Source organism: Paenisporosarcina quisquiliarum, assembly GCF_043641925.1.
GTDB lineage: Bacteria > Bacillota > Bacilli > Bacillales_A > Planococcaceae > Paenisporosarcina > Paenisporosarcina quisquiliarum_A.
Map to the genome: position 1 here is coordinate 48,882 of NZ_JBHZRU010000006.1, position 22,536 is coordinate 71,417.

The following is a 22,536-nucleotide window of genomic DNA, read 5'->3' on the forward strand; positions in this document are numbered from 1 at the left end:
AAAAGTATAATCTCTTCCTGAGTCCTTCGATTTATTGATCCCTAAATGGAATCTTCTTATATAAGTTAAAGTAACTTGCAAAACTACCAAATATAATAAAATAAAACATAGTATACAGTTTAAGTTCCCAAATATTATAGTAGAAACCTGAAAAACCAGTTGCTAACCAAAATGCAATCATAAATTGGCCAAAAGCTGTCTTTCGTTGCTTCCAAAATAACATCAACATTCCTATCAAGAATCCAGCAAATAGAAGTACACCAACTATTCCTGTTTCTGCAATGATTTGAATGTACTGGTTATCAGAATAAAAATTCTTCCCACCATAAATATCTGAACGAATTCCATATTCATCATATATAGGTGAACCATAAGAAAGTGTTGCAGATCCACCAAAAGTACCGAAACCACTACCCGTTATCGGATAGTCAGAGAAAACTTCAAAACCTTTTTTCAAATAAAAAACTCGTCCACTTTGTGCCATAAGAGCTAAGTTCTTTTCATCAAAAGTTTCTTCAAACCTTCCTCCGATACTTCCTGATCCACCCTCTGGCGCTTCTAAACCTAATGATTGGAAGAATGTAACACCGAAATTAACAGGTAAATAAATGAGTGCAAATGATGCAACACCTGCTATTGTTAATTTCTTAAGTAGTTTCCACTGTCTTGATAATAAGATAAAGACTGCGGCAAAAATAAATGCTGAAATCCATGTTCCACGAGAGTAAGTTAAGACTAAAACCCCCATAAATAACACTAAGTTAATATATAAAAACAGTTGATATTTTTGGTTTTTATAAAGATATTGTAGGAACAAAATAGAAATAATCCCAAAAATCAAAAGTAAAGCAAGTGAATTAGGATTTCCAGGTAAACCGTAAATACGAACAAAGTTTGTAGCAGATAACATTTTATAACGCCATTCTTCGGGTAATAACAATTGACGCATTGAAAGCTTTTCGATTAAGCCATGAATTGAAGCAGCTAAACTAACAATAATTGTTGCCCAAGCCATTCTTGGATACCAGTTATCTGGCAACAAGCTTCTTGAAATTACATAATAAAGTATATACATAATTACAAACGTACGAAGTTGGAAAATAACCGAAGCAATGCTCACATCATTAAGTAGCCCTATGATACTTCCGAAAACTAAAAACGCAAAGAAAATCCATTCGAACCATTTAAAATAAAACAAAGACTTCCATTCTTTTTTACTATTCACTATCAGTTTAATAAACACGACAAAAGTAATAATATCCCCTACTAATTTTAAACCAGAATTAAATTCAATTAATATGGGACGAACACTTACATAGGTTATTAAGAATAGCAAGCTTTGAAACGGTCTAAAATAAGCAAACCCAGCAAAAAAAACAGAAGAAATAATTAAAGCTAGTGTTGAAGGAAGAAAAGCGATAATTATTAGGAAGAGAATTGCTATTGAGAAGATGAGAACATCTTTTTTATTTAATTTTTCATTTAAAATAGTCATTTAAGAATTCCTTTCTAGATGTAACCAAACAATTTTTTTATCACGAGTTATTATAACATCATTTTGAGCGTTCTGAGGAATTATAAAGTTACAATTTCATTACAGGCATTTTGTAAATATTCAATCTATCTGTTTAGTTGATTGATAGAGTAATGTTGATACAACCCTATTTTCATCAAAACGAATTTTGTTAATAATTCCCCTAACACAAAACTATAGATTTTTATGACAGTTTGTTAGAATAGAAAGGCTTATTAAAATTAGGAGGAACTTTATAGTGAAATTTTCAAGTATTATACAAGCTCCGCTAATAGTCGCTTTGTTAATATTTTCAGTATCATTTTTTATATTATCAAATACTAGTCATGCCGAGGATCAGCAATCTGCATCCAATTTCACAGACATCCCAAATAATTTTTGGGCAAAGGATGAAATTCTTCATTTAGCACAACTAAATAAAATGAATGGTTATCCTGATGGTCAATATCGGCCAGCAGCATTTGTTACACGTGGAGAAGCTGCAAAAATAATTTCAGACACTCTGGAAATTCCAGATACAGATAGCACTATACCCTTTTCTGATGTTGAAGAAAACAATGCATATTATAATGAAATAATGTCTACTTCTACTCGTGGTATTTTCCAACCTAAAAAGGATGGAACATTTGGAGTTAATGAATATATTAGTCGTGAAGAATTTGCAACACTCATCGTCCGAGCTTTCAAATTAAAAGACATAGGCACATCTATAAATTTTAGGGATCTTGATAAAATCAATAAATCTCATATCAACGATGTTCAAATAATTTCAAAACATAATATTATGACAGGCAAAGTCAATGGGAATTTCGAACCGAATACGTATGTTAATCGATCTCATTTTGCTGTAATTCTTCATCGTACATTGAAAGCTACTAAATTAATCGAAAAGGTTCCTTCGGTTAAAATAATTGAACCCAAATTTTCATCCAATTTTATAGCAGTTCCTGAAAAGAGACACTTTACAGAACTTCCTATTGATAATGATGTCCAAACATTCATTCGATCTAATGACTCTCTTACTTTTTTAGGAGAATCTTCTATTAAATATACTTTTGCAAAAGATACAATTTATTCATATGCCATTAAAGGTAAATCCGCTTATCTTAAAGTAACAAAAAGATTAATAAATAATGGCGATTATTTCTTATTCACCGAACTTAAGAACACTTCAAACAATTTTGTGAAAATCGATATAATTCGAAAACAGGTTGATATTAATAGTGTCGAACTTCATCGATATGATCGATATCCTATTGAAGAAAAATACGATGATACATTCGGTTACGATCCCACTTCCTATCCAACTGGTATTATTGAAAAAACTTTTACTAATGGAAGAGTTTCTCAAGAAATGATAGGACAAGCATATCGCTCTAAAGAATTAAAACTTAAATACAGTAAGAAAGCTTTCAGTAATACTCGAGATTTAGTAGAGGAGACTGAAGCCTATTCTTCAGTATTTTTAAATGGCACCCATATATCAATAAACACACTTATTTCACATGGATATGATATTGTTGACCATTGGTCAATGAGTTCAAAAGAGCATCTATTTATCGATAAAAAAAACATGGATAACTGGATGTCAGAATCAGCCATTAATTTCAGAAAACGAAATTCTTGGTATACTGCAGAAGGCCCATATAACAAAATGGCAACTTCCGTAGAACCTTTACCTTTATCATTTCAAGTATATGGTCGTAATCTTTTATTAGTCAAAGAAGATCGCGCATTATACCTTTACATGCAAAATGATGAACCATATTTTTATAATTTGATAGTGAACTCTTTTGTGAATCTACAAAATTTTAAAGGCGAAAAAAATTATTGGGAAACTGAAGTTACTAGTACCTATCTTAAAAATCTATATAATATAACTGCACCATTTATTGACACAAGATTTAATGAGCAAATTGCATTATTTTTGTATAGAAGTGGAAAAGACTTCAAGGATCCAAATTATCAGACTCCACTTAGAAACTATGCAAATCTACTAGTCAGCCAAGAATCAAAAGGCAATGTGATTCACGTAGATCCAGATTCTTATTATATTGCCGATTATTTTCCACTCGTGCAGGATATAACCACACACTCCTCTATGAACCATGTTCTAGGCGGAATGAATATATTGCTAACAGCATATGAAGAGTTTGGAGATGAGAAATATTTAACAACAGCTATAAAAATTCAATCAGCAATCGACAAAGAAAAAGACTTATGGTTACGTCCAGATGGTGATATTTGGTATAAAGTATCAACAGATAAAGAGTTTATTGGTCGAGATTATTCACACTTAACTTTGGAGGATTTAATTAATTCATATAAGTTATGGAGTAAGATTGATTCTTCTCGACTTCCAGTCATAGAGGAACTGATTCGATCTAAAGCGAATTATTTATCCAAAAATAAATTAGGGTACACCACTAAAATTAAAAAAGGTCTAAAAGAAATACAAATGATTGAAATACTACCTCAAGGTTCCGAACTTACAGATGCACAGTAAAAGACAGGATGTGAAGTTTTAATACTTCATATCCTGTCTTTTATATTATAAAAACGTCCAATTGCGAACTAAATCGCAATTGGACGTATGTGAAAAAATATTGAATTATTTTGATGAAGCAACTTGCGAAACTTTCGTTACACGTTTTGCACCCATATATTTTGAACCCCAGTAATAAGGATCATTCAATTTAGCAATTGAAACACCTTTACTTGAAGAAGAATGAACAAATTTACCATTACCAATATAAATACCAGCATGGGATACACCTTTTCCAGATGTATTAAAGAAAACTAAGTCACCTGCTTGAAGATTTTTTTTTGAAACCGATGAACCAGTTCCATACATACCAGCCGATGTTCTTGGAAGAGAAACGCCTACTTTTTTGTAAACATATCCGATGAAACCTGAACAATCAAATCCTTTAGCTGTTGTCCCACCATAAACATATTTAGTTCCAATAACACTGTTAGCGGCTTTAACAAGTTGTACCGAATTTACAGAACTTGCTGCATCTGTTTGATCTGCTAATGGTCCTACTACTAATAATAGTGAGATTGTTATCATTGATATGAATTTAGCTAAGTTTGACTGCGATTTCATCAATTAAAATCCTCCGGCTGCCCATGGCTACAATTTTCTGAAAAATTAACTAAATTCATCTTATCATGTAATAAACCTCCTTTAGGTTACATTTATGTAACAACAACATTACATTTTTGCGAAACTTGACCAAAAAAGTACTCAAGCTATGAAATTACGCTTGAGTACAAAATTATTTATTGTATAACTAAGTAACCATCTCTTATATCAAACCCAATAATATGTTCTTCGTTCACTTTAAATAGCTCATGACCAGTTTTCGATTCCTTACCAATATGTCTAATTGTGTTTGTCGTTATTTTATAATCCACTGCTAAACGATACGGAATATAGTCTAATGCATCAGCAATATTCATAGAAAGTGGAATATTCGTAAGGCTTTGGCTATTTATATTTCTTATTTTCCAATTATTTTCATTCTTTATCAACTCGACAGTAGTTCTCACACCATAATGAAATTCACTCCGAGGACTAGCTGATTCTAAAATAATAGATGTAGCTGATAGATTTTTAAGATTAAATAACAGACCAAAATCTAAATCTCTTGGTACGTTTGCACCATCACAGAAATAGCACGAAGCAATGTATCCCTCTACTGCTCTACTATAATAAGGATTCGTGGCTAATAGTTGAAGATCTTTTTTTATAACTTCTTCATTTTGATTTGGATAAGAGTTTTCTAATCCTTGTATTAACAAATTCCTTACCTTTCTAATGCTCTCATTTATTGTGTTCATTACTTCATAATCATTGAATTCATTTCCCGGGACATTATCATAAGCCCTCATTAAGAATGCAGCCATTTGTTTTCTAGGAATATATAAATTAGGTTCATATTTAGTCGTTGTTACCCCGGTTGTTATTCCATTAGCATATAGAGCTTCTACAAAACCCTTATATGTTTCGTTTACATCCGTAAAATTGTTTGAAATAGTAGTTGGTATATTATATCCAAAAGATTTTGTGATTATTTTCGCCATATGAGCTCTTGTGAGTGGATCATTTGGTTTGAATGAACCATCAGGATAGCCAATCATAATTTGTCTTTCACTAATGGCAGATACTGCATCTGCATACCAGTCGCTACTTTTCACATCACTATAATGAGTTTCATTACCAGGAGACATACCTAATAATTGGTATAACATATAGGCCGCTTCTGCTCTAGTAACCTCTAGGTTAGGTGAAATTAATATATGACCATTCTCATCAATTTCGCCTTCTATTACTTCTTTTAAATGTAAACTATATAATACTTCATAATAATAGTTTGCGATCGATAAATCGGAGAATACGGAAGTTCTTATTGAGGAAGTTGCATTAGAATGCGTAGGTATAAGTGTTAAAACAAAAATAAAGAAAATTGATAGACATAATTTCTTCAAAATAAAATCCCCCTATCCTTCAAGATAATAATACCATGAAAATTGTAATATTTTGATACTTTATATAGTTAACAGTTCATTTGCTCTATTCTTTTCCCATATATAATTATAATACAAGGACAAATCTTAATTTTATAGCTCAAATGATTCTGTTAAATTACCAATTTCCTGTTAAAATTAGTAGAAAGATAGTTTAGGAGGGAAATATACATAAAATGAAAAAAATTATTATCAACATATTAATTATCATGATGTTTATTGGTTCGATTGGTGTTCCATCAGTTTTTGCTAGTGATATTGATAATCACCAAATGAAACATGAGATGGAATTTCTAATCAACATGGGTGCGTTAAGACCTGATGTGAATGGGAACTATAATCCAAACAAAAAGGTAACACGTGGAGAATTCGCTGTATATATTGCAAGATTATTAGAATTACCTCCATCGACTAAATATCAATTTACAGATTTAAAAGCAAGTAACCCTTTAACCTTAGAAATTCAAAACGCTGCCGGGTCGGGAATTCTTTCAGGTTATCCGGATAAAACATTTAAACCGGATTTAGCCATTACTAGACAGCAAATGGCGGGAATGCTAAACAAAGCATTAAGATATTTAGAATTACCAACTACAAGTACGAAACTAACGTTTAAAGATTCCTACCGTATTAGTGAAAACTTTATCGATGCAGTTTCTAACTCAGTAAACCTGAATATTATTCGTGGAGATTCAACAATTGAAAAGGGACAAGTTTATTTCTTACCTAAAAATAATGCAACTGTCGCTCAAGCTTCTGCCTTCCTGTTCCGCTTAATGGCAGTTGTAGAAGCACTTAAACCAGATGAGCCTACAGATCCTGAAATCCCTATTGAACAAAATGTTTATCAGTTAGCTACAATTGTAAATGGCCAAATAAATAAGGGCAAAATTTACCCTGATTATCAAAAAGCTTTTGAAAACTGGTCAGGTGGAAGTCAAGTAATCCTTAAAAATGATGATATCGTTAAAATGTCAAGTGGATTAGCTGTTACTCGAAAGGCTGGCGCATCCTCTCTTACATATTTTTATAAAGAAGATAAAAAGACAGCTGAAACATACGTAACTGTGGACACGGAATTACAATACCTAGATAGTGATGGGGAATTCATAAAAGTTCAATTCGCAGATCGGATTGCATATGTTAAACAAGCATCAGTAAAACTGATTCCTTATTCAATGCTAAAGAATCGTTCGTCTTACGAAGCAAGAAATGGAGAATTAACTCATAAAATTTGGAATCATGCTTTAGGATATCAAACAAGTTATAATGCAGGTAAAGCTCCTTCATTTTTAATAGAAGGAAAAACATATTATAGCTGGAATGGTACAAAATTCTTTGATCAAAACAGTGTAGTGGCTGGAGAAGCTTATTCATTTTATCAATATCAGCCTGTACGATCAGAAACAAATTATACGGCTGAAGAAATTGATACTTATATTAACTCAGAACTTACGAGATTAGAAAATTTATACAAGGCTAACCCATCAACCTATAAAAACTATTCTGATGCTTCAACAAAGAGTAAATTAATAGGTATTGGATCAATTTTAAAGAAGATTGAGAAGGAAAACCAAGTAAATGCCTTAATGATTTTATCACTCGCTCTACACGAAAGTGCTTATGGTTTAAGTGCACATGCTCAAAATTATGATAATTTATTTGGATTATATGTATATGATGACAATCCACTAAATAAAGATTTTGACAGTATCGAAGAAAATATTTATGAGTTAGTTAATGCCTTTTGGAATACAAACTATATTCCACCAAATGCTAAGTATGCAAATGGTGCTGTGTTTGGAAATAAAAATATTGGATTTAATGTGAAATATGCATCGGATCCATATTGGGGAGCAAAAGCTGCAGGACATTATTATCGAATTGATAAAGCTCTTGGCTTTAAAGACTTAAATAATGCTCCTAAAATTGGTATCACAACGATTGATGGTTTAAACGTCAGAATAGATCCTAGTTTGTTAAACAATCCTCTTTTCCGTTATCAAAAGAAAAACATGCCAATATTTATTCACGAAACATTTAATGGTAGTAACATTGATTGGGTACAAACTAATTCCGACCTACTTTTCAATAGTAAAGTCTATATCTCAGACGATTATATTAAAGAATTAAATATTATTAAATAGAAAAAAGAGGGATGTCCGAAAAGTCATGAAAATTGACTTTCTGGACATCCCCTTTTCTGTAAAAAAATATATAGCTTCGTTCAATTATTTTAAGATGTTTAATCTTTTGAATCCAATAGTCAGGAACTTTATTTGTGATCGCCTGAAATGTTGGACCGATTGAGGTATAAGCTACAACATGAAAGTTATCCTATCTTCAATCTTTTCCATTTTAGATACTTGAACAACTTTAAATTGAACAATAACTTGTTTAAATTCATCTGCACGCCTCTCCATTCTTACTTGTTTCTCTATCATTCAAGTTATATAAGATATGGATGATGTCGTGCATTTTTCATGCACTAAATTGTGTGTTTACCTCGACATTATTATAGAAACATAAAATACTATTCTTTTGTCTATAATATAAAAAAGTGCTAAGCAAAAATCACTTAGCACTCTTTTTATTATGGTGCAGAATAATATTGAACGATACCGTTATAAATAGAAGTAGCAAATTTCTCTACATATGCTGGACTTGTTAATTTCGATAAATCTTGTGGATTTGTCATGAAGCCCATTTCTACTAATACGGAAGGGATGTCCATATTACGATTTACGAAAAACGCTTGTTCTTTTACCCCACGATTATTCATATCTGCGTTAACTACAATTTGAGTATTAATTTTTGATGCTAAATAATAGCTTTCTAGTGAATTATCATTCATCGTCACATTATAATATGTTTCTGTTCCTTTTGCAGCCGGATTGTCATTTGCATTTGCATGAATACTAACAAACAATTCAGCATAGTTATTAATAGCAATGTCTACACGATCTTGAAGACTAGGGAACGTATCAGAAGAACGTGTCATTACAACTTTTGCACCAGCTGCTTTCAATTTCTTTTCAACAAGCAATGCAACGTTTAATGTGATTTCTTTTTCACGGTATAGATTACCATCTTCTTTAACACCTGCTCCTGGATCTGTATAACCATGACCTGCATCAATAACAATAATACGATTCTTTACACTAGACGGATTATTTAAGAGTTTTAAATACGTTTTGTGGGTATATCCTTCTTTTCCGTTATAAACCACTTTAGCCCAGAATCCATTAATACTTTTCACGGTAACCATTGCGCCCCTATTTACTTTTGCAATAGTTGCATAAGAAGCACTTGGGCCCGAACGAATGTTTAGACCATCTACAGTTACCTTACCTGTCAAATTGCTAACTACAGGTGGTGTTGTAACTGGAGGCGGAGTTGTAACTAATGAATCAGTTGTATAAGTTTGACTGACATAAGCAGGTACACCATTTATTGTGGTTAAATACCAATTGTCTTTAGAACCATAAACAGATATAATTTCATCTTTTTTCAACACACCAACAACCTTAGAAGAAGCTGAAGGTAATCTTCTCGCATTTAACTCTGTTGCAGTTACTTTAACTTTTTTAATTTCATTACCTATGACATTGCCATCTGCGTCTAAGAATTTTGTAAATCCTTTATGAATATAAGCTAATTCATTCTTATAACCAATTTGCAGCCAATCACCTTGGACATCAAAAACATACAGTTTGTCTGTAGTGTTAACTTCTCCAATTTTGTTATCTCCCATTGTTGGTGATGTTCGTACATTCAATTCATCATCTGTTACTTTTACCATTCCAATTGCTAATGACAGGTCTGGTAAATTAATTCCGTTTACATCACCATCTACTTTAAATCGATCATCCATTGCTCTTGCAAGGAATAAAGCGAAGTGAGAACGAGTGACAGAGTTTCCGGATAGGAACATGTCACCATCCCCTCTTGTAATACCGTTATAATAAATAGCTTTTATATTAGATATATTGGCATTCTTAGAAGTAACATCTTTAAAAACATTTGGATATGCAGCCCATTTTTGAACATCTAACTTAAAGGCATTAACTAAAATCGCAGACATTTGCCCTCTTGTTAGTGGATCATTGACACCAAATGTACCATCAGCATAACCGCCAAAATAACCTAGCTGTACTGCTTTTTCGATATATCCAGATGCTTCTGTTCCTGTCTTAACATCAGGAAAACTTGAATTCACTTTAACTGGTTGAAACCCTGTTGCAATTACAAGCATTTTTGCTGCTTGTGAACGAGTTACATTATTACTTGGCTTATATAAACTGCCGTTTGTAGAATCGTAACCTTTAATTATCCCTTTATTAAATATGTATTCAATCTCATCGTGAGCTTCATCTGTACTCTTAATATCTTGAAAAATATGATGAGCATTTACCTTAGCCGTATATACCGTAGACAACATGATTAATGACAACAAGACAAAAAATACTTGCTTTAATTTCACTTTATTATTTCCCCCATATCAACAGATTTCTATTTATTTTAGCAAAATAATCCAAGTATAAACATCCTACATATTTACTCAAAATTATTTAATTTTTATGTTTTTTAATTTTTTTGCAGGATAAAAGGTTTGAACTTTAGGAACAAGGGTATAAAAAAAGGAGAGACAGTTGTCTCCCCCTTCAAAAATTCTTTACTGAACGCGGTTAATAAAGACATCTAAATGTTTGTTCATTGTATGATCATTAATTCCAAAGGTACCATCGCCCTTACCGTTTGTAATACCAAGTGATGATATTGTACCTACATAATTATGTGCCCAATGCTTTGTTGGAACATCACTGAATTTTTCTGCTGACCCAATGTTATTTAAATTAAATGCTTCGACTAATACTTTTGACATATGTGCTCTTGTCAAAGGGCTATTTGGGTTGAATTTACCGTTTTCATCGCCAGTAAAAATACCTGCTCTTTCAACAGCGGCAATCGCTCCTGCATATTTAGATGTAGATTTTACATCTACAAACGAACTTTTAGTATTAGATGTATCCAAATTTAATTTTTCAGCAATTTCTTGTGCTACTTGCCCACGTGAAGCATAAACAGTGAAATCAATCGATGCTTCTTTTACTGCTTCTTTAACTTCTGTTTCTGAAGTAAAGTTCACAACTCTTTTTGCTCCGATATATCGACTTCCCCAGTAGTAAGGATCATTAATACTTGAAACGCTTACCCCTTTACTAGATGAAGAATGAATAAAGTTCCCACTTCCAACATAAATCCCTAAATGAGATACTCCCGATCCACTTGTATTAAAGAAAACCAAATCTCCAATTTGTAAATTAGATTTTGAAACCGAAGTGCCTTGTGAATACTGTCCTGAAGAAGTTCTATTTAAAGTGTAACCTAGATTTGCAAATACTTTTTGTGTATATCCTGAACAATCAAAACCACTTGATGTGGTTCCACCATATTTGTATGGTGTTCCTAAATATGTATATGCTTGATCCTTTATTTCCGAAAACGAAGCAGCGTCAGCAGTTTGAGTATTTGTTGTCAATAACATAAATGATGCAAATACTGGTAATAACCATTTCTTCATAAAATTTAATATACCCCTTCCAAGATGGAAATTTTCTGAAAATCAACTAATTGCAGTTTATCACATAGAAATATTATTTAACGTTACAAGTATGTAACAGTTTCATTACAATACTAAATTGATATTACTACTATTTCTTTGCTCTTAAGTTTGTTAAACTATTTAGGTTAACAAACTATAGGAGGAAATATGTTGTCAAAAAAAATTTTACGATTACTTACTATCTGTTTCATAGCCACTGTATTAACACTTTCTTGGGTATCACATTCAAATAAGGTAAACGCTGAAGAAAATCTAAGATTAATGAATTTTTCAGATGTACATAATAATTTTTGGGCAAAAAATGAAGTAACACAACTGGTTGATCTTAAAGTCATCAATGGTTACCCTGATGGACAGTTTCGGCCTTCAGTGAATGTGAGTCGAGGTCAGTCAGCAAATCTATTAACTGGTGCTCTAAAATTACCCGAAGCTCCATATAAAGCAATATTTTCTGATGTATCCCCTCAATCAAGTCATTTAACAGGTGTAATGGCCACATATGAAGCTGATATTTTCCAAGGAAAGCCGAATGGTACCTTTGGTGTTGGTGATGTATTGACTCGCGAACAAATGGCTTCGGTACTTGTTAGAGCGTTTGAACTTAAAGATACGGGAGAAGAAATAACATTTAAAGACTGGAATCGTATTAGCGAATCCCATAGATATGGAGTAAAAGTTTTAGCGCAGCATGGAATTACGACAGGAAAAGAAGATGGCACATTCGATCCAAAAACTGCTGTTAATCGGGGAACTTTTGTCGTTTTATTACATCGTGCTTTAGTTAGTAGCGGACAAATCACTCCGATTGAAAATATCGTATTTGAAGAAGCTCCATTAACTGGGGATTTTGTCGAACAGAGAGAGGAACAGAATTTCACTTTACTTCCTATAGAAGAGGATGTTCGGACATTTATTAGATCCAAGTCACCCTTAAGGTTTATAAACAAAGAAATTAATGAATATCCTTATGCTGAAGATACTATTTATAATTATCGTGTTAGTGGTAGTTCTGCATTATTGGAAATTACGAAAAGAACTCTTCCAAACGGTGATTTCTTTTTATTCACTGAATTAATAAACCCTTCTACACAAACAGTTCAGATTGATATCATAAGAGAAGAAAAAAATATAAGTTCCTCAAAAATGAGTAGATATGATCGTTATCCTATTAAAAAGAATGAAGATGATATATTTGGATACGATCCTACCACCTATCCTACTGGATTAATTGAAAAAGTAGATTTAAATGGAAAAGTTGAGCAAGAAATGATTGGACAAGCTTATCGCTCAAAAGATCTTAAACTTACTTATTCTACTGGTGCTGTTAGTAAAACTAGAGAGTTATTACAAGAAAAAGAGGCATTTTCATCAATTCAATTAGATAAAACAATGTATAGTTTTCATTCAGTTAAATCATTAGGAAATGATACAGTTGATCAATGGTTTATGGATTCCGAGTCCCTATTATTTAAAAGTAATGAGAATTTGGAAGAATGGATGATAGAATCAGCGGTTAATTATCGTAAGCGTAATGCTTGGTATACAGCAAGTGGTCCATATAATAAAATGGCTATTACCATCGAGCCAATGCCTGCATCCTATAAAGGCTACGGAAGAATTTTGTTATTAATGAAAGAGGACCGTGCACTAACTTTATTCCTTGAAACAAAAGAGCCATATTTTGAAAACTTAATAATTAATTCCTTTGTAAATTTACAGAATTTCAAAGGAGACAAGACATACTGGGAAACAGAAGTAACAAGCACATATTTGAAAAATTTATATGGAATAACAGCTCCTTTTATTGATACTCGATTTAATGAGCAAATTGCCCTTTTCTTATACACAAGTGGCAAAGAAATGAATGATCCTAATTATAATTCTGCATTAAAAAATTATGCGGATTTACTTGTAAGTCAAAAAAGTAAAGGTAACATCATAGCTGTAGACAGTTATTCGTACTATATTTCTGATTACTTCCCAATTGTGCAATCAACCGTCACACATGCTTCAATGAACCACGTTTTGGGTGGAATGAATGTATTATTAACTGCATATCAAGAATTTGGAGATCAAAAATATTTAAATACTGCACTCTCAATTCAAAATGCAATTAGAAAAGAAAAAAGCAAATGGATTAGAACTGACGGCGATATTTGGTATAGAGTCAATAAACAAGGTGAATTTGCAGGACGCGATTACACTCACCTTACACTTGAAGACTTAATAAATTCTTATAAACTGTGGGAGAATATCAGTCCTGCTCAACTAGATACAATTGAAGCTTATATACGTTCTAAAGCTGGCTATCTTGATAGGAACCAGTTAGGTTATACAACAAAAATAAAGATCGGGTTAGAAGAGATAGGCATGTCTGAACTCTTACCTCGAGGACCTGAATATACGGATGCCTTATAATTAGAAAAAAGGGAACTGTCCTATAAGTCATATAAAATGACTTAGGGCAGTTCCTTTTTATGTTGAAATCAGACATATAACCATAAAAGAAATTCACACGAAAAAAACAGAAAGACAAAAACGAGACGTTTTAGTCTTTCTGTTTTTTTATAGCTTTTAAACAATCCCACAATTATTTACTAGCAAACATATGAACCCAATAGAAATTTCCATTGTTATCTTTGGTAACGCCTACACCGACTCGTGTGTAATTATCCTTTAAAATATTGGCTCGATGACCTTCAGAATCCATCCATGCCACAACTACATCTTCTGGGGTACGATAAGTTCTTGCAATATTTTCTCCAAAACTCTTATATGAGTAATCAAAATTAGCTGCCATTTCCCAAGGTGGCCCATAGATTGGAGAATAATGCTCCCAGTATCCGTTTTCAGCTAAATCATTAGCCTTTATAAGAGCTACTTGTGATAATTCTTTATCCATTACTAAAGGCATTAATCCTTGATTTTTTCGTTCAACATTAATCAATTCAATGGTCTTATTAGAATAACTAGGAAATTCATTTTCACTAAAAATATATTTACTAGTTACGTAATCGTAAACAGCTTGATATCGTAATTCAATTTTTTTGAATTCCAAAGCACCGTGTATAAAAGCTGCCATGTGAGCTCTGGTCACATAACCAGTTGGATCAAAATGAAATTGATCTACACCAGAGGCAATTTTCACTTCAGCTATTGTATGAATATAATCATAAGCCCAGTAATCTTTGGAAACATCACGGAATTTATGCTTGTTTATATCATCTACTACGATATTAAAACCTTCTGAAACTATTTTTGACATTTGTCCTCGAGTTAAATACTCGTTCGGATTAAAATAGGTTTTATTTTGAAAGATACCTAGCTCAGTAAGTTTTGCAATTTCATTATAAGCAGAGTGGTTTTTGGATACATCTTGAAATTTAGGTGAGTATAGTGTTGATAAATCTAATTTTAAAGCACTCGCTAATAATTTAGCGGCTTGAGATCTGGTAATAGGATCTTTTGGTCGATATGTTCCATCCTCGTACCCATTTACGATCTTCAAGTTGGCAACATAATCAATAGAAGTGTGTGCCCAATAACTAGTGGGTACATCTGAAAATCGCGTTTCAGCACTTGCATTACTATTGCTTAACGAAAATATAAAAATAATAGTTGTTAAATACATGACTATCCTTTTCAATTAAACTCACCCCTTCCTACTACATTATCAAAAATCAAATAATAAATACATTAATAAGCTACGATGTCCACAATAAATAACATCGTAGCTTATTTGGTTAATTATTCAAAAAAAGATTTTAGATATTATCTTGAATTTGCTTCTCTTGCTAAGTATAAGCCTACCTTGCGATTTAATTTCCACACTGAATCCCAATTAGCTAGTGGCACTGGTTTATTACCCACGTAAGGCGAAATTTCAATAACTAAACCAGGCATTTTTGTTTGTTTAATAAACCAATCCGTAGATGCCCCAGAACCAACGACAAACATTGGAGGTACGACTCTATATCCGGTTAGCGATGAAACATTGCGAGCAATCGTAATATCACGTGTCGCTTGTCCATCCTTTTGGAAATTAAACCAGTAAATAATTTGTCCTGAAGAATGATAGGAATAATATCCTTTAAAATCACGACTTAACACAAAGTCACGTAAGGCTCTTGACTCAGGTTCAGAGAATACTCGAGGTCCACGATATCCACTTGGACTTGGTGATTTAACAGTAGAATTAATCTTATCCCAATTTGAATCGAAATTATCATTCAAATCAACTCCACGGACATTCGCCTTCCATGCTTGGAAATTAGTACTTCCCTTGTTGATTTTCGTCGATAATTCTCCATTTTTCACTCCATTCGCACCAGATTGTACTAAAGTAACACCGTCTGGATTAAGCATGGGAATAAACCAAATGGAAACATTGTTTAATAAACTTCGAGGTGAGTATCCCTCGTAAATGGAGTTTTTTAAATAATTGGCACTATACGTATCTAGCATTTCTAAAATTACATTTGTGGTCATATGTTCTCTTGCATGTAACGAGCCATCCATTAAGATTTCTTTTTTACCTTTACCTAACTTTAGAGCATAGATATCTCTACCTTCGACAGACTTACCTATAGTTTTTAACTCAGTGAATTCTGGATACATAGCTGCAAATACTTGAAGATAGAATCCAGTTTCAGGATGAGAAAATGCTTGTTTGGGTTGAATCGCATTTGTATGAACTAAATGATTGAAAAATATTCTTGCATCTTTTCCATAAAAATTAATGATGGCTTGTCTACCATCAATGCCTTTAATATGTAAGAGGGATCCTTTATTTAATGTCCCCAAAGCCCTACCATCCTTAGTGAAAACCGGAGTTAGTCTTTCTGTTACTAGTGATAGTGGATATTTTGCAGACTTTGGAACTGACACCGAAGGTTTTTTATTTGAAGGGAAAGTTCCTATTATCGGAACATAATACTCTTTAGAACCTATTCGGATAATGTGATATTTCGCAATATCTCTTTCTATTTTCCATGCTGTATTTTTGGCTAGAGTTCCCTTATGAACGAGTTCACCGTTTTTCCATTCATATATCGGTAAATCGTTTCCGATTATATCAAATGCATATGTGTCCTCAAATAAAGCTTTTGCATTTTCAACAGATAAATATACGTTTGTTCCTCCGAATTGTATTTCATAATATCCATTTACAATGTTTCCAACTTGAAATATGTATTCCACCCCTCCTGTGAAAACAATCAAACTTTCAGGAGATGGTTCTTGATATAGCTTATACATTGAATTAGTTTTTACTTGCCCAATTGTTGCAACATTCTCTGGAGTTATTGTCTCTTCTACTATTTCAATAGCAACTGCATCTATAAATAAATCAGATTCCGGGTGTACTAGTTTAACAAGAGTATCATTATAAACTTCAATAATTACTTCTGTTCCTTTAGAAATAGTTCCAATAGTCGAACCTTTTTCATCTTTTAAGAATGTTTGATCACCAGTAACCATTCCTTTATATTGAGTTGCTTCAGCATGTGCTGATACTACACCGATATTTAAAAATAAAAATAATAGTAGAACAATCTTTCTCACATAGAACTCCTCCATTCATTTACATTAAGTATACTTGGAAATAGATGGTTTAACCTATATTGCGAATGTCCTGTTTTCAACAGAAAAAAAACCTTAGCTTTAAAAAGCTAAGGTCTTTTTCTCCTATTCCATATATGACAAGAAATTAGAAATCATTTTAGAAGCATGTGCACGTGAAGCATAGTTTAAAGGCATAAACTTGCCATTCTCACCTTGTGCAATTTCTAACTCATTCAACATTTGAATAGCATATTTAGTTTCTTCATTATAGTTACCTAAATCCGTATAAGTTGATTCAGATTCATTTACATACGGCTCCTCAGAAACAGCATTGAATGCACGACTTAACATTAATGCAAATTGAGCACGAGTTACTTTTGATCCTGGCATAAATTTACCTTCTATGCCAAAAACAATTTCAGCAGCATAAGCTGCATCGATTTCAGCTTGAGTTGTTGCATCATATCCAGATATATCAGTGAACGGTGATTTTTCTTCTGTCTCCAAACCAAGACCACGGACAATTAATGAAACAGCTTGTGCACGAGTTAAGTTTGATTTCGGTTCAAAAGTTGTCTCTGATGTCCCATTGATTAATCCTTGGTAGAATAGATCTTGAACATAGTCGAAGTACCAAGATTCATATGCAACATCCTCGAAAGGAATTACTGCAAATATACGTTCTTCTACCATAGGTTCAACTTTGTCTAAAGATTTCATGTAATCAATAAACATTTCGTAATCAATATTTCCTGGTTCAGAAAGACGACCTTCTGCATATGCAGTTGCAAACATTGTATAACCGTCGCCACCTTTAGCAGTAAAGGTATTTGCTGCAACCTTATACATTTTGTCAAGTTCAAGTGGTTCTTCTCCAACATATACGTCTAATACGCGACTTCCCACTTCAGCAGTTCCATCAAATGCAACACTCATTCCTGACATATGCAAGAATCCACCATTTTCTTTAGGAAATTCCTTTAAACTATGTTCTAATGCAGCAAGAATTTCAGAACCTTTTAAATTCAAAATCCCAAGGCTATTACCAAACGGCATAACTGTTAAAACTTCACCATACGTAATATCGCCAGGTTCAATTGAACCACGAATACCTCCACCATTTTGAATAGCTATTACCGTATCAGGATCAATTTTTTGAGCAGTTGCTAACATACCATCCGTAATTAAATTGCCTAGATTTGTTTCACCAGCACGTACTCCCCATAGACCACGAGATCCATCTAAAAATACATCTGTAGAAACTCCAGTAGATTCCATCTTACGTTCTTCAATTTGATCAGTATATGGTTGTAATAAAGCAGCCGCTTCTTCATCTGCCACTAAATCTTCTACTGGTAATAACTCTCCAAACTGTGAAGTTACTTCCCCATTTACATCAAAAGTCACATCAAGTTTACCTAAGTTTTCACCATATTGTCCTGCTTGAACAATAATAGTTGGTGCATCAAAATTGTTAGCTATTTTAGCTTCTGTTAATTTTGAATGGCTATGTCCACCAACAATTACATCAATTCCTTCCACATTTTCAGCTAATAATAAATCATTATCAACCTCAGCAGAATCGTCATAACCAATATGTGAAATAGCAATGATTTTATTAATTCCTTGCGCTTCAAAAGCAGCTACTGCGGCTTCAGCTGAAGCAATATAGTCTTCAAAAGTTACGTCTACGGGACTTGATATTGTTACAGTCTCTTCAGTAGTTAAACCAAAAATTCCAACTTTTTCACCATTAAAATCTTTGACAATTCCATTGTAGACTTGACCGTTTTCATAATTGGCTTCATACGTATCATTCTGAAGACCTTCAAAAAATGGGTCTGCTGAAAAATCGACATTTGAACTTACAAATGGAAATTCTGCACCCTTTACAAATTCAGAAAGAGATTTATGTCCTTCTTCTGCATCTCCAAGATCGAACTCATGATTACCAAATGTCATTGCATCATAACCCATGTAATTCATTAATTCCAAATCAGCTTGTCCATTAAACTCGTTAAAATAAAGTGTACCTGAGAATACATCTCCTGCATCTAATAATAAACTATTCGTTTCTTCTGCACGAATTGATTTAATTAGACCTGCTCTTTTTGCCACAGCATCTAAATTTGCATGTGTATCGTTCGTATGCATAATTGTTAAATCAAAATCGCCTTCCGCTGCAACTGCAATGGGTGATTGTAAACCCAAAAGACCAAAAGTCATTGCTGTTGCAATTGCTGAATTAATCCACTTTTTGTTCATTAGACACCATCCTATTTAGTATTTGGAATGAAAACAATCATCCTACACTTATCATATATGAAACTTGTAGAAAGTATTGTGATAATTATGTAAATAAGGTGAAACCGTTTTCATTCCCCTACTATAATATCATTAGTTGATAATTCTAACAATTATTGAATTAGTTTAGTAAATGTTACTGTTCCATATTGGATACTGATGGTATCTGGACTTGAAATAATATAAGTTAGATTCGCAAATTGATAATCATATATATTATATTCTAGACTTTCTCGACTTAATTTAACATTACTATAAGCCTCGAATTTTTTTGCGAAGTTTAATGTTTCATCATTATATTCTTTTGTCCCATGTTCTAATCCCATATCATAGTTCGAGTAGTCTAATGTAACTAACTTACCATCTCTAAATAGCAATCCTATAATATATTCGCGACCATCAAAACCTGGATAATTTAAATAAGAGATAGAATATAAATCTTTTCCGGATTCACTTTCACTTACTTTTTCATATTTGGCCATATTCTTTTTAACGTCATCAATACTCATCTGAAACTCAATTTCAGGAACTAAAATTTTTATGGTTGGTATATAAATTCGCACTTTTGGATTTAGCGTTCTTGATAGAAAAGATGAGATTTGAGCTCTTGTTAAAGGTTCTTTAGGATTAAAGAAACTTTGCGTACTATCCATATTCGTGATGCCTAAAGCTGCAAGAGGGTCAACAAATATCCTTTCTTCTTTAGTAACATCATGGATATATGATGGATATTCACCCTCAAGCTTAAATGCTCTTGTAAGCCATTTAGCCATTTCCATTCTTGTTAGCGGATTACCACCATAAAATGAAGATTCTTTATCTATAACACCCATTTCTACTAATTTTGCAATTTCCTTATATCCAGATGCTTTTACACTCAAATCTTTAAATTCAGGATTTTCAACCAATGAGGTATCAATTTTTAATGCTCGAGCAATTAAAACAGCCCCTTGTGTCTTAGTAACATTTTGGTTTGGTCTAAAGGATCCGTCCTCATAACCTTTTATGATTCCTTTATTTACTAAATAATAAATATCATTGGCTGCTGATGTTTTCGACACATCTTTAAATGTAACCTCTGCTTGTGCATCAGTGTTTGACAAAAATAGTAGTGCGAGTAATAGTACAAGTGTCTTCTTCATAATAACCTCCAAATAAATGATTCTTTTAAACCTATAAATCTATTACTCCATGTCATTCTCAATAACTAACACAGCATAAGGATTTTCCAAGTCACTATCAGGTATGATCGCATTCCAACTCATCAATGGATAGTTCCAATACGTAGCAATAGAATAGTCCTTTATATCATTATTCCAATCAAAATCGTAATAATCAGCTTCTCCATATTCATATTCCAATACATCAAGCATATCAAAGAAAAACTCCTCTTTATCTGAGTGAGATAGAGTTTCAAAACCTAAATAATAAGTGGAAATTGAATATAACTTATTATCTTTAAATGTATAGTAGACATCAGCTTCTATGCTATGATCAGATACCCCATAATAATAGATTGAATCCGACGTAGAGTCAGATGGAATACTACCTTCTGCTTCAATTACTTCTTTCGGACTCATTCCAAAAGCTACATTGCGGTAAATGACTTCCAAAACTGGTTTTGGAGGGAAAATTGGTTGAACTTTCAATTGACTATGTGACAGTTTGAGAAAAGATTTCCAAGAATCTAATTCATTAATTGAAACGGAAAAATTCAAATCTGCAGTTTCATTTTCTTCTACAGATGTTGTAACACCAATAAGATTTCCTTTCGTATCAAAAAGCCCCCCGCCCGAACTTCCAAATGTCATTTGAGCAGTGTGTTGAATTGTAGAAATACCTTCTATATCTCTAAAAGAGCTAATAATTCCTTCTGAAACAGTATTTTGAAGACCTAAAGGATTTCCAATGGCTACAACTTTCTCCCCTTTTTTTAAATCTTCATATCTTTTAAAAGTTACTTTTGATGCAGTGATATTTTCCTTTAATTTTATTAAAGCTAGATCCTTAAGTTCATCTGATTCAACAATCCCCGCTATCTCGTATTTTTTATCATCTATTGAGAAAGCCGTGCCAAATTGGAAATCATTAATCACATGTTGATTAGTCAATATCAAACCATTACCTATTAGTATTCCACTACCTAATGTCACGTTATTTATTTCAAGTAAAAATATTCTAGAATCATGCATTTTAACAATCTCTTGAGTTGTTAAGGTCTTATCATTTATTGGTTTAAACGAATCATTTAATGCTCTTGCTAAGAACGCTGAAAAATGAGCTCTTGTGAGTGATGAAAATGGTTTAAACGTTCCATCCTCGTACCCAGTAGTAATATTATTATCTGCTAATATGGAAATATACGATTTGTTAGGATTATTTAAATAGACATCATTGAACTTAATACTGGTATCACCTTGAAGATTTAATCCGATAACAATGGCTCGAGCCATCATTTCTCTAGTTCCTGGAGAACCAGGATTGAAATTGGTACCTTTAGGCATTATCCCTGCATTAACTACAGCAGCAATTTCTCTGTATGCCGAATTTGATTTCGAAACATCCTTAAATCCCGGATCTGTCACATTATTCAGGTCTAACTTTAAGGTTCTACTCATCATTACAGCAATTTGTTTTTTTGTAACAAATTCAGTCGGACGAAAAGTTCCGTCTGGATAACCATTAATGATTTCTTCGTTTACTAAAAAATTAATCTCATTAATATACGTTTTTACATCTGAAAATTTATTTGCTGCAAATGTTTGTAACGGTAAAGCAACAAGTATTATTAATAAAAATAAAGCAACGAATTTCTTCAACATAACATCTCCTCTAACATGGATTCAATCCTTATTACTTATAATATATCAATATTTTGGAAATGTATGCAGATATTTTCCTGTATTTTTAGAGGAATGATTTTTAATATAATTTATGTAAAACTCTTAACCAGTCGGCTAATTTAATATTCATCTTT

At 32.6% G+C, this 22,536-nt stretch carries 13 protein-coding genes; 3 read left to right on the forward strand and 10 right to left on the reverse strand.

From position 1 onward, the window contains the following. Nucleotides 1-31 precede the first annotated feature (31 nt). A complete protein-coding gene (locus ACHUE4_RS06260; protein WP_394188519.1) occupies nucleotides 32-1,495 on the reverse strand; it encodes an O-antigen ligase family protein in 1,464 nt (487 codons plus the stop codon). A 277-nt stretch (nucleotides 1,496-1,772) separates the two neighbouring features. On the opposite strand from ACHUE4_RS06260, the gene ACHUE4_RS06265 reads away from it, so the two are divergent. Then, a complete protein-coding gene (locus ACHUE4_RS06265) occupies nucleotides 1,773-4,040 on the forward strand; it encodes an S-layer homology domain-containing protein (RefSeq protein ID WP_394188520.1) in 2,268 nt (755 codons plus the stop codon). Between the two features lie 105 nt (nucleotides 4,041-4,145). Here ACHUE4_RS06265 and ACHUE4_RS06270 read toward each other — a convergent pair whose 3' ends face one another. Both ACHUE4_RS06270 and ACHUE4_RS06275 read right to left on the reverse strand, forming a co-directional pair. After that, on the reverse strand, nucleotides 4,146-4,643 hold the full coding sequence (locus ACHUE4_RS06270) for a C40 family peptidase (RefSeq protein ID WP_394188521.1): 498 nt from the start codon (nucleotides 4,641-4,643) through the stop codon (nucleotides 4,146-4,148). 176 nt (nucleotides 4,644-4,819) lie between these two features. Further along, complete coding sequence (locus tag ACHUE4_RS06275; protein ID WP_394188522.1) at nucleotides 4,820-6,028, reverse strand: S-layer homology domain-containing protein; 1,209 nt, start codon at nucleotides 6,026-6,028, stop codon at nucleotides 4,820-4,822. A gap of 215 nt (nucleotides 6,029-6,243) precedes the next feature. On the opposite strand from ACHUE4_RS06275, the gene ACHUE4_RS06280 reads away from it, so the two are divergent. Further along, entirely contained in the window at nucleotides 6,244-8,214 is a 1,971-nt protein-coding gene (locus tag ACHUE4_RS06280; protein WP_394188523.1) for an S-layer homology domain-containing protein, read from the forward strand. A gap of 446 nt (nucleotides 8,215-8,660) precedes the next feature. Here the strand turns inward: ACHUE4_RS06280 and ACHUE4_RS06285 are convergent, their stop codons facing one another. Both ACHUE4_RS06285 and ACHUE4_RS06290 read right to left on the reverse strand, forming a co-directional pair. Then, complete coding sequence (locus ACHUE4_RS06285; protein WP_394188524.1) at nucleotides 8,661-10,550, reverse strand: N-acetylmuramoyl-L-alanine amidase; 1,890 nt, start codon at nucleotides 10,548-10,550, stop codon at nucleotides 8,661-8,663. Between the two features lie 192 nt (nucleotides 10,551-10,742). Further along, the gene (locus ACHUE4_RS06290) at nucleotides 10,743-11,651 is read right to left on the reverse strand and encodes a C40 family peptidase (protein WP_394188525.1); all 909 of its coding nucleotides are present in this window, start codon (nucleotides 11,649-11,651) and stop codon (nucleotides 10,743-10,745) included. A gap of 192 nt (nucleotides 11,652-11,843) precedes the next feature. On the opposite strand from ACHUE4_RS06290, the gene ACHUE4_RS06295 reads away from it, so the two are divergent. Further along, entirely contained in the window at nucleotides 11,844-14,111 is a 2,268-nt protein-coding gene (locus tag ACHUE4_RS06295) for an S-layer homology domain-containing protein (RefSeq protein ID WP_394188526.1), read from the forward strand. A gap of 172 nt (nucleotides 14,112-14,283) precedes the next feature. Here the strand turns inward: ACHUE4_RS06295 and ACHUE4_RS06300 are convergent, their stop codons facing one another. The 5 genes from ACHUE4_RS06300 to ACHUE4_RS06320 form a co-directional block, all read right to left on the reverse strand. Beyond that, the gene (locus tag ACHUE4_RS06300) at nucleotides 14,284-15,339 is read right to left on the reverse strand and encodes a CAP and S-layer homology domain-containing protein (RefSeq protein WP_394188527.1); all 1,056 of its coding nucleotides are present in this window, start codon (nucleotides 15,337-15,339) and stop codon (nucleotides 14,284-14,286) included. Between the two features lie 125 nt (nucleotides 15,340-15,464). Beyond that, on the reverse strand, nucleotides 15,465-17,255 hold the full coding sequence (locus ACHUE4_RS06305; RefSeq protein ID WP_394188528.1) for a M14 family zinc carboxypeptidase: 1,791 nt from the start codon (nucleotides 17,253-17,255) through the stop codon (nucleotides 15,465-15,467). 123 nt (nucleotides 17,256-17,378) lie between these two features. Further along, nucleotides 17,379-19,520, reverse strand: coding sequence for a 5'-nucleotidase C-terminal domain-containing protein (locus ACHUE4_RS06310; RefSeq protein ID WP_394188529.1), 2,142 nt, complete (start codon nucleotides 19,518-19,520; stop codon nucleotides 17,379-17,381). Nucleotides 19,521-19,672: 152 nt separating this feature from the next. After that, entirely contained in the window at nucleotides 19,673-20,701 is a 1,029-nt protein-coding gene (locus ACHUE4_RS06315; protein ID WP_394188530.1) for an S-layer homology domain-containing protein, read from the reverse strand. Nucleotides 20,702-20,743: 42 nt separating this feature from the next. Beyond that, the gene (locus ACHUE4_RS06320) at nucleotides 20,744-22,378 is read right to left on the reverse strand and encodes a trypsin-like peptidase domain-containing protein (RefSeq protein ID WP_394188531.1); all 1,635 of its coding nucleotides are present in this window, start codon (nucleotides 22,376-22,378) and stop codon (nucleotides 20,744-20,746) included. Between the last annotated feature and the right edge of the window lie 158 nt (nucleotides 22,379-22,536).